Below are 8771 nucleotides of genomic sequence, written 5' to 3' on the forward strand. Positions count from 1 at the left end.
CGCCCGACGGACTGATGTTGCTGGAACACGGCTGGAAACAGGGGGACGCGGTACGGGCGCTGTTCCGTGACGCGGGCTATCACGATGTGGCGACCTGCCGTGACTACGGCGATAACGATCGCCTGACGACAGGGCGGTTTTCCGGCATGGAGAAAGCTGTCATATGAATCTGTTTAGCGCGGTGCTGTATCTGCATATAGCGTGTGTGGTGGTTTCCGTCAGTTTGTTTACGTTGCGCTACTGGTGGACCTACAGCGGTCATAGTGCCTGGCTGAACCAGCGCTGGGTGCGCATTGCGCCGCACTGCTGCGACACGCTGTTATTTCTGAGCGGCGCAGGGCTAATGGCCATAACGCACTATCTGCCTTTCACTGAAGACGGCTCATGGCTGACTGAAAAGCTGTTTGGCGTTATTATTTACATCGCATTGGGTTTTATCGCGCTGGGACGTCGTCGCCCACGCAGCCAGCAGAGCCGGTTTATTGCCTTTCTGTTGGCGTTGGTGGTGTTGTTCATCATCATACAACTCGCCATTACAAGAACACCTTTACTGGGGTAAGTCATGAGGTCATTAGCTGATTTCGAATTTAACAAAGCGCCATTGTGCGATGGCATGGTCCTCATTTCTGAATTAATCCGCGACGATTTTCCGACGCACTACGTGCAGGATGAGCTGGAGCGGCTGCTGGGTCTGGCGCAGGAGGAAATTGCTTCTTCCTGGGATCAGGAGCGTCAGCTGGAGCGGCTGCTGGAGCTGTTCTACCATGAGTGGGGTTTTCGCGATTCTCACGGTGTTTACCGGCTGTCTGATGCGCTGTGGATCGACAAAGTTCTGCTTAACCGTCAGGGGAGCGCGGCGTCATTAGGGGCTATCGTGTTGTGGATTGCCCAGCGCCTGTCGCTGCCGCTGGTCCCGGTTATCTTCCCGACGCAGCTGCTGCTGCGCGCCGACCCGGAAACCAGCGAAGAGATGTGGCTGATTAACCCGTTCAACGGTGAAACGCTCAACGAACACACGCTGGAAGTCTGGCTGAAGGGTAATATTAGTCCGGTTGCCGAGCTGTTCAACGAGGATCTTGACGAGGCGGATAACGCCGAAGTGATCCACAAACTGCTCGACACCTTAAAGTCGGCGCTGATGGAAGAGCGGCAGATGGAGCTGGCCCTGCGCGCCAGCGAAGCGCTACTGCAGTTTAATCCGGAAGATCCGTACGAGATTCGCGACCGCGGGCTGATCTACGCCCAGCTTGAGTGCGATCATGTTGCGCTGCTGGATCTGAACTATTTCGTCGAACAGTGTCCTGAGGACCCGATCAGCGAAATGATCCGCGCGCAAATTAACACCATTTCGCATAAACAAATTACTCTTCACTAATCTGGAATGAATCCGGTTATACCCTGATAAGGCGATCTTATGAAACAAAAAGTGGTTAGCATTGGTGATATCAACGTAGCAAACGACCTGCCTTTTGTCCTGTTTGGTGGGATGAACGTGCTGGAATCTCGCGATCTCGCGATGCGCATCTGCGAACACTATGTGACCGTCACGCAGAAGCTGGGCATTCCTTACGTGTTCAAAGCCTCTTTTGATAAAGCCAACCGTTCTTCCATTCACTCCTATCGTGGTCCGGGCCTGGAAGAAGGGATGAAAATTTTCCAGGAGCTGAAGCAGACCTTCGGCGTGAAAATCATCACTGACGTTCATGAAGCAAGCCAGGCGCAGCCGGTTGCCGATGTGGTTGACGTTATTCAGCTGCCAGCGTTCCTGGCTCGCCAGACCGACCTGGTCGAAGCGATGGCGAAAACCGGCGCGGTGATCAACGTGAAGAAACCGCAGTTTGTCAGTCCGGGCCAGATGGGTAATATCGTCGACAAGTTTATCGAAGGCGGTAACGACAAAGTCATTCTGTGCGATCGCGGCGCGAACTTCGGCTATGACAACCTGGTTGTTGACATGCTGGGCTTTGGGGTGATGAAGAAAGTGTCCAACAACTCGCCGGTTATCTTCGACGTGACCCACGCGTTGCAGTGCCGCGATCCGTTTGGCGCCGCATCCAGCGGTCGTCGTGCCCAGGTGACCGAGCTGGCGCGTGCCGGTATGGCGACTGGCCTCGCCGGTCTGTTCCTCGAAGCGCACCCGGACCCGGAACATGCGAAATGCGACGGCCCGTCCGCGCTGCCGTTGGCTAAACTGGAGCCGTTCCTGAAGCAGATCAAAGCGATTGACGATCTGGTGAAGAGCTTTGAAGAGCTGGATACCAGCAACTAATTCAGCGCGCCTGAATGCGAAAAGCCTGCTCGTTGTAAAACCGGCAGGCTTTTTTTATGCGTCGGCAAGGGCGCAGAATTTTCCCCCGGCCGATGATATGGCGATGGGGGAGAACGGTCAGGCAAAAATGGTCATCAGATAGGCGACGAAGAGCGCCAGGTGCGCGGCGCCGTTCAGTACGTTGGTGCGCCCGGTAGAGAACGATATCTGGCACAACAGCAGCGAGGCGACCATCACGATCATTTCCGGCGCGCCAAGACCGAATTTCAGCTCATTGCCTGTTAAGAAGGCGATTAAGGTGACCACCGGCACAGTCAGTGAAATCGTCGCCAGCACCGAACCGAAGAACAGGTTCATCGCACGCTGCACCTGATTGTTGAGTACCGCTTTCAACGCGCCGAGCCCTTCCGGCGAGAGAATCAGCAGCGCAACCAGGAAGCCGGTAAAGGCCACCGGCGCGTTCATGCTGCTCAGCAGCGTCTCAAGCGGATTCGCGTTCATCTTGGTGACCGCGATAACCGCCACCAGATGAATTAACAGCCATGCGGTGTGCCAGATGCTGCTGTGGGCGGACGGTTTGCCGTGATGGGGGTCGTCGTCGTCGCCGTCATCTTCATGCTCATAAATAAACAGGCTCTGGTGCGTTTTGGTCTGGATCAACAGAAACACGCCGTACATGGCGGCGGAAATCAACGCCACCAGCAGCGCCTGCCCGGTGCTGAAATTTGCGCCTGGCAGCGCCATTGGAAAGACCAGCACAATAATCGCCAGCGGAAACAGGGCGATGAGATACTGCTTGATACCGAACAAATTCATGTACTGGGTGGCGAATTTACGCCCGCCCAGCAGCAGAGCAAAGCCGACCAGACCGCCGGTGACAATCATAATGATTGAATAGAGCGTATCACGCATCAGCGTCGGGGCCGCGTCGCCGGTTGCCATTAATGCAGAAATCAGGCTGACTTCAAGAATCACGACGGAAAGACTTAAAATTAACGAACCGTACGGCTCGCCCAGGCGGTGGGCGAGAACGTCTGCGTGACGTACGACACTGAACGCGCTACACAGAATACCCACTAAGGCCAGAATGTTAATGCCAATAACCGCTGGCAGTGACTGACTACTTCCGAAGAAGATAAGCACCGCCAGCGCCAGAATCGGGAAAACAAGCGATGTCTCCTTGTGGCGGGTTTTCACCGCCTCATGTACATGCGTCATGAACCATCTCCATTTATACAGGTGTTATAATTATAGATAACGTAAGTAGATAAAATAACAGAGATTTTGCTGGCTGAATTGATTTTTTACCTAAATTTACGGCTATTGTTAATTTATACTTTGAAATTGTCATAACTTATCATTATTGATATTTTATATTTATTATTCAGATAATTACTAAAAATACTTCTTCTTTCTATCCCGCCTTGAAAACCCGTAATTAGCATCCCAGACTTATATTTTTACCATCATCCACCATCCGGAGGTGCATATGCCTTATCGCAGTAAACAAGAGTTACCCGATGGCGTCCAGCACGTGTTACCGGCGCATGCCCAGGAGATCTATAAAGAAGCGTTTAATAGCGCCTGGGAGCAGTATAAGCACAAAGCAGACCGGCGAGACGACGCCAGCCGTGAAGAGACGGCGCATAAAGTTGCCTGGGCTGCGGTCAAAAATGACTATCAAAAAGGAGACGATGATAAGTGGCATAAGAAAAAATAATTGTTCCTGCTGCCTCATCTGCTGCTCCGCGCCTTGCCAGCGTGTCGTTCATTGCTTATTGTCGATGAAAGCTGGATAATAATTCGGCAATATTTCACGGATGCCATCAGATAATCGCCGGGAAGCGGGCAGTGGCGGAGGTAGTAGAAGTGTTAACACGTGATTTCTTAATCAATGCGGATTGTAAGACGGCGTTTGGTGCTATTGAGGAATCGCTTCTCTGGTCGGCAGAGCAACGGGCCGCTTCCCTGGCGGCAACCCTGGCCTGTCGTCCGGATGCCGGCTCAGTATGGATCTTTGGCTACGGTTCGCTGATGTGGAACCCGGCTCTTGAGTATCGCGAAACCTGTACCGGTACCCTTCCGGGCTGGCACCGCGCCTTCTGCCTGCGGTTGACTGCCGGGCGGGGCAGCGCCTGTCAGCCGGGGCGTATGCTGGCCCTGAAAGAGGGCGGACGTACCACCGGCGTGGCCTATCGACTCCATGATGAGACGCTGGAAGAGGAGCTGACGCTGCTGTGGAAGCGGGAGATGATCACCGGTTGCTATATGCCAACCTGGTGTAAGCTGGAACTTGATGACGGGCGGACGGTAAACGCGCTGGTGTTTATTATGGATCCTCGGCACCCGCTGTTCGAACCGGATACCCGCGCCCAGGTCATTGCGCCGCTGATCGCCAAAGCCAGCGGGCCGCTCGGCACCAATGCTCAGTACCTGTTCTCCTTGGATCAGGAACTACGCAAACTCGGCATGCACGATGACTGTCTTGACGATCTCGTCGGCAAGGTACGGACGCTGCTGGGAGAGAACAGCCAGCCGGGGCTGGCCTGAAAAATGCCCGGGTTATCCCGGGCAGGTGATGTCAGGCAGGAACGTAGCTAATGGAGTGCTCCAGAGACTGGCTGTGGCTATCGATCAGTACGTTCCAGGTACCGTTATACGGCACGGTCAGATACGCGCTGTCACGATCCTGGACGCTCAGAATATCCGCATGGCTGTTACCAGCAGCCTTCGCGCTCATCAGGTGAATATGGCAGCGTTCAGAACACCGGACTACCAGCGTATCGCCGCCAAACAACATCAAACTTGCTTTAACCATAGCCATTTATCTACCCCGTTGTTGTCTGTCTACAGCATCCTGCCTGCTCAATCCCGCGCGTGATATTGTTCACACTTTACTCATGGCATAACACCAAATGGAGAGTGGACGAATGCTGATTTTGATCAAAAAAAAGGATAAAGATTAAACAAAAATGATGTTGTGCCTGAAAGCATTCAGCTGACTTACATTTTCGATTAACAAATGTAGCCTGGGTGATATTAAATCCCGCCTGACCCCCTTTCTTCAGAAGGTCAGGATTTTATCGGCCGTCAGCGTCCACTGCGCCAGCTCCACCAGAGTGCCAATCTCCACGCCGTCAATCAGTGGCAGTGCGGTGATACCGCGACCATCAGTGCAGGTTTTGCACAATTTCACCGGGACATTCTGGGCGGTGAGGATCTCCAGCATTTGCTGAATATTGTAGCCTTCCGCCGGCTTCTGCCCTCGCAGGCCAGCCGTTACCGCATCAGACATTAAAAACAGCTTCAGATCGAGCTCAGACTGCTGTTCACGAAGGGCAATCGCCAGACGCAGGCTGTTAAACAGCGATTCGCTACCGTAGGCAGCACCGTTGGCGACAATCACAATACTTTGCATAAGGACTCCTTGGTATAAGGCATGGTTATTGCTTGTGGTTAAAGTATAAAGCGTTGACCCGGGAGGGGGTATGAATAATACGGCTGGCATTACGCCTGAGGCCAACAGGTGGTTTCACCGCGCGCGGCAACTGCAAAAAGAGCAGCTACGCCAGTTGGCGCAGCAGGGGACGCTGGCAAGCCGGATAAGCGCGCTGGTGCACATGCTACAGTGCGAGCGCGGCGCGTCCAACCTCTGGCTCTGTTCCGGTGGGCGGCTGTATGCCGCGGAGTGTCGTGCGGGGTCGGCGCTGGTAGATGAACAGCTTATCGCTTTCCGTGAGGCGCTGGAAGCGGTGCAGGAGTGCGCCAGTGGCGCGCTGTGCTGGCGGATTGCCAGCGCGCTCTGGTACCTGGCGCAGTTGTCGACGCTGCGCGACGCTGTGCGCAACCGCACCATTGTTGCTGAAGAGGCGACAAACCAGTTCAGTCGTATTATCCGCCACTTATTAAATATTGTCCCGCAGCTTAACGACAGCATTGACGATCCGCAAATTGCCGGGCGCATGGTGGCGCTCTACAGCTTTATGCAGGGCAAAGAGCTGGTGGGGCAGGAGCGTGCGCTGGGGGCATCCGGCTTTGCCCGCGGTCAGTTCAGCGATGAGCTCCGCCAACTGCTGGTGGACAGAATCGATGGTCAGCAGCCCTGTTTTGACAGCTTCCAGGCACTGGCTGAGGCACCGCAGATCACACTGTTTATGACCCAGTGTCAGGCCAGTCTGGAAATTGAGCAGCTGCGGCGGATCGCCTGTACCCGGCGGCCCCCGGCGGATGAGGGGGAGACAGCGCTGCGCTGGTTTTGTGCCCAGACGCAGCGTCTGGAGCAGATGCGCGCTCTGGAGGAGAGCCTGATTGACGACCTGTTGAATGTCGCCGATATGCTGCTCAGCGGTGAAGCACCGGAAGCGCCGCCTGCCAGTTGGCCGGAGGAAGAGGGGGACGACGGCATCGCGCGCCGTCTCGACAAACAGTTGCTGCCGCTGGTGCGCCAGCAGGCCTTTGAGTTGCAGCAACTCTCCGCACAACTGGCATCGCTCAAAGATACGCTCGAAGAGCGTAAGCTGATTGAAAAAGCGAAAAGCGTGCTGATGACTCATCAGGGAATGCAGGAAGAACAGGCCTGGCAGACGTTGCGGAAAATGGCGATGGATAAGAATCAGAGGATGGTGGAAATCGCCCGCGCGCTACTGACGGTAAAGGCGTTGTGGTCCATAACCCCAAAGGAGTAGATGCACGATGGTTGGGCAGCGGCTGCTTGTCAGCGGTGCAATTATTGGGGAAAAGCCGCCCCGCGAAAAGCGGAAAATGGCTTAACACCGCGTCTACGAACATTGGCATCTGTTTTGCATTATCCAACAGACAACGGTTAATGCGTTAAATCGTTCAGTTAACAATTTTGGGCTACAGGCCAATGTCGGTTTGTGTGTCCATGGATAAAGGCGTCCTGCAGTGCATCAGCACTGTCGGGCGCTTTTTTTTTGCGTGTTCTGGAGCGGGTATGGGCGATAAATTTTCGATTTCACGGCGGCATTTTTTACAGGCAGGCGCCGCGCTGGGCGGAGCGATGTTGCTGCCTGGCGCGATGCAGGCCGCATGGGCGGCAGGATCCGATAAGCCGGAGCAATCTACGGTACGGGTCGGATTTATTCCGCTGACGGACTGCGCGCCGATCGCAATCGCGTCGCTGAAAGGATTCGATAAAAAATACGGTATTACCCTGGTGCCGACCAAAGAGGCCAGCTGGGCGGCGGTGCGCGACAAGCTGGTCGCCGGTGAACTCGATGCGGCACACATTCTCTACGGACTGCTGTATGGCCTGGAGTTGGGGATCGCCGGAAAGCCGCATTCAATGGCAAACCTGATGACCCTTAACCGCAATGGCCAGGCGATTACGCTCTCCAGCGATCTGCAGGAGAAAGGTGTGACCGACCTCGGCGGGTTGAAACGCCTGATTGGCCAGAGCGCGCCGGGCAGCTACACCTTTGCCCACACCTTTCCCACCGGGACGCACGCCATGTGGCTCTATTACTGGCTGGCCAGCGGCGGTATCGACCCGTTTGCGGATGTGCGCACCGTGGTGGTGCCGCCGCCGCAAATGGTGATGAACATGCGCATTGGCAACATGGTTGGCTTTTGCGTCGGTGAACCGTGGAATGCGCGGGCGATCAACGACCGTATCGGTTTTACCGCCACCACCTCGCAGGCTATCTGGCCGGAACACCCGGAGAAAATTCTCGGTACCCGCAGCGAATGGGTCGACCGCAACCCGAACACTGCCCGCGCGCTGGTCGCGGCGGTGCTGGAGGCCGCGCGCTGGATTGACGCGTCGGAAGAGAACAAACGGGAGACGGCGCGCATTCTGGCGAAGCGCGCCTGGCTGAATACCAAAGAGCAGTATCTCACCGGGCGGATGCTCGGGGAGTACGACAACGGGCTGGGACGCCGCTGGCAGGACGCGCATCCGATTCGCTTTTACGACCAGGGGGAGGTGAGTTTCCCGTGGCTGTCGGACGGGATGTGGTTTTTAACTCAGTTCCGCCGCTGGGGATTACTGAAAACGGTCCCGGATTATCAGGCGGTGGCCCGGCGCATCAACCGCATTGACGTCTGGAAAGAGGCGGCGCAGGCGGTGGGCGGCATCACCACACCGACCGCGCTCATGCGTAGCAGCACATTGATAGACGGTACCGTCTGGACGGGGGCCGATCCGGAAGGCTACGCCCGCGGCTTCTCGATTCAACATAAGGGGGCATGAAATGAAACACGCGCACAGTACGCAACCTGGTATTGCTACAGAAAAAACGCCGGGCGAAGTGATCGTCCTGCCGCCGGTGCAGGTCCGGCGTCCGACGCCGCGCGTCAGGCGCTGGTTACGTGAAACCGTACAGCGACTCCTGCCGCCCCTGCTCGGACTGGGACTGCTTTTGCTCTGCTGGCAACTGGCGGCGATCAACAGCAAGGGCTTTCCGACGCCGCTGAGTACGCTCGATTCCGCGCTGACTCTGTTTGCCGACCCTTTTTATCAGGATGGGCCGAATGACATGGG

Annotated in this window: 10 protein-coding genes and 2 pseudogenes; 9 read left to right on the top strand and 3 right to left on the bottom strand. The window is 55.8% G+C overall.

Annotated features, from left to right (window positions below; all coding sequences use genetic code 11):
• The 4 genes and pseudogenes from ACZAHD_RS19395 to kdsA all read left to right on the top strand — a co-directional run.
• Positions 1 to 167: pseudogene (locus ACZAHD_RS19395) on the top strand (protein-(glutamine-N5) methyltransferase, release factor-specific); the annotation flags it as partial.
• A complete protein-coding gene (gene sirB2, locus ACZAHD_RS19400) occupies positions 164 to 559 on the top strand; it encodes an invasion regulator SirB2 (RefSeq protein ID WP_462458225.1) in 396 nt (131 codons plus the stop codon). The pseudogene ACZAHD_RS19395 and the gene sirB2, both read left to right, overlap by 4 nt.
• Before the next feature lie 3 nt (positions 560 to 562).
• Positions 563 to 1375 (top strand): invasion regulator SirB1, encoded by an 813-nt coding sequence (gene sirB1 / locus ACZAHD_RS19405; RefSeq protein ID WP_100682428.1) that lies wholly within the window; start codon positions 563 to 565, stop codon positions 1373 to 1375.
• 39 nt (positions 1376 to 1414) lie between these two features.
• Positions 1415 to 2269, top strand: a complete 855-nt coding sequence (kdsA, locus tag ACZAHD_RS19410) for a 3-deoxy-8-phosphooctulonate synthase (protein ID WP_462458226.1) — start codon at positions 1415 to 1417, stop codon at positions 2267 to 2269.
• Positions 2270 to 2386: 117 nt separating this feature from the next.
• Here the strand turns inward: kdsA and chaA are convergent, their stop codons facing one another.
• Positions 2387 to 3487, bottom strand: coding sequence for a sodium-potassium/proton antiporter ChaA (gene chaA / locus ACZAHD_RS19415; RefSeq protein WP_462458227.1), 1101 nt, complete (start codon positions 3485 to 3487; stop codon positions 2387 to 2389).
• Positions 3488 to 3758: 271 nt separating this feature from the next.
• Here chaA and chaB point away from each other — a divergent pair, with 271 nt between their 5' ends.
• Both chaB and ACZAHD_RS19425 read left to right on the top strand, forming a co-directional pair.
• Positions 3759 to 3989 (top strand): putative cation transport regulator ChaB, encoded by a 231-nt coding sequence (gene chaB / locus ACZAHD_RS19420; RefSeq protein ID WP_462458228.1) that lies wholly within the window; start codon positions 3759 to 3761, stop codon positions 3987 to 3989.
• 149 nt (positions 3990 to 4138) lie between these two features.
• A complete protein-coding gene (locus tag ACZAHD_RS19425) occupies positions 4139 to 4819 on the top strand; it encodes a gamma-glutamylcyclotransferase (RefSeq protein ID WP_462458229.1) in 681 nt (226 codons plus the stop codon).
• A gap of 31 nt (positions 4820 to 4850) precedes the next feature.
• Here ACZAHD_RS19425 and ACZAHD_RS19430 read toward each other — a convergent pair whose 3' ends face one another.
• A complete protein-coding gene (locus ACZAHD_RS19430) occupies positions 4851 to 5093 on the bottom strand; it encodes a DUF1883 domain-containing protein (protein ID WP_462458230.1) in 243 nt (80 codons plus the stop codon).
• Between the two features lie 240 nt (positions 5094 to 5333).
• Positions 5334 to 5687 carry a DsrE/DsrF/TusD sulfur relay family protein gene (locus tag ACZAHD_RS19435; RefSeq protein WP_462458231.1) on the bottom strand — a complete coding sequence of 118 codons (354 nt, stop codon included), beginning with the start codon at positions 5685 to 5687 and terminating at the stop codon, positions 5334 to 5336.
• 70 nt (positions 5688 to 5757) lie between these two features.
• Between ACZAHD_RS19435 and nasR the strand changes: the two genes are divergently transcribed.
• The 3 genes and pseudogenes from nasR to ACZAHD_RS19450 form a co-directional block, all read left to right on the top strand.
• A complete protein-coding gene (nasR, locus tag ACZAHD_RS19440; RefSeq protein WP_462458232.1) occupies positions 5758 to 6954 on the top strand; it encodes a nitrate regulatory protein NasR in 1197 nt (398 codons plus the stop codon).
• A 269-nt stretch (positions 6955 to 7223) separates the two neighbouring features.
• On the top strand, positions 7224 to 8480 hold the full coding sequence (locus ACZAHD_RS19445) for an ABC transporter substrate-binding protein (RefSeq protein ID WP_462458233.1): 1257 nt from the start codon (positions 7224 to 7226) through the stop codon (positions 8478 to 8480).
• 1 nt (position 8481) lies between these two features.
• Positions 8482 to 8771, top strand: a pseudogene (locus ACZAHD_RS19450) (nitrate ABC transporter permease); the annotation flags it as partial.

This window comes from Raoultella sp. (assembly GCF_039594335.1).
Lineage (GTDB): Bacteria > Pseudomonadota > Gammaproteobacteria > Enterobacterales > Enterobacteriaceae > Klebsiella.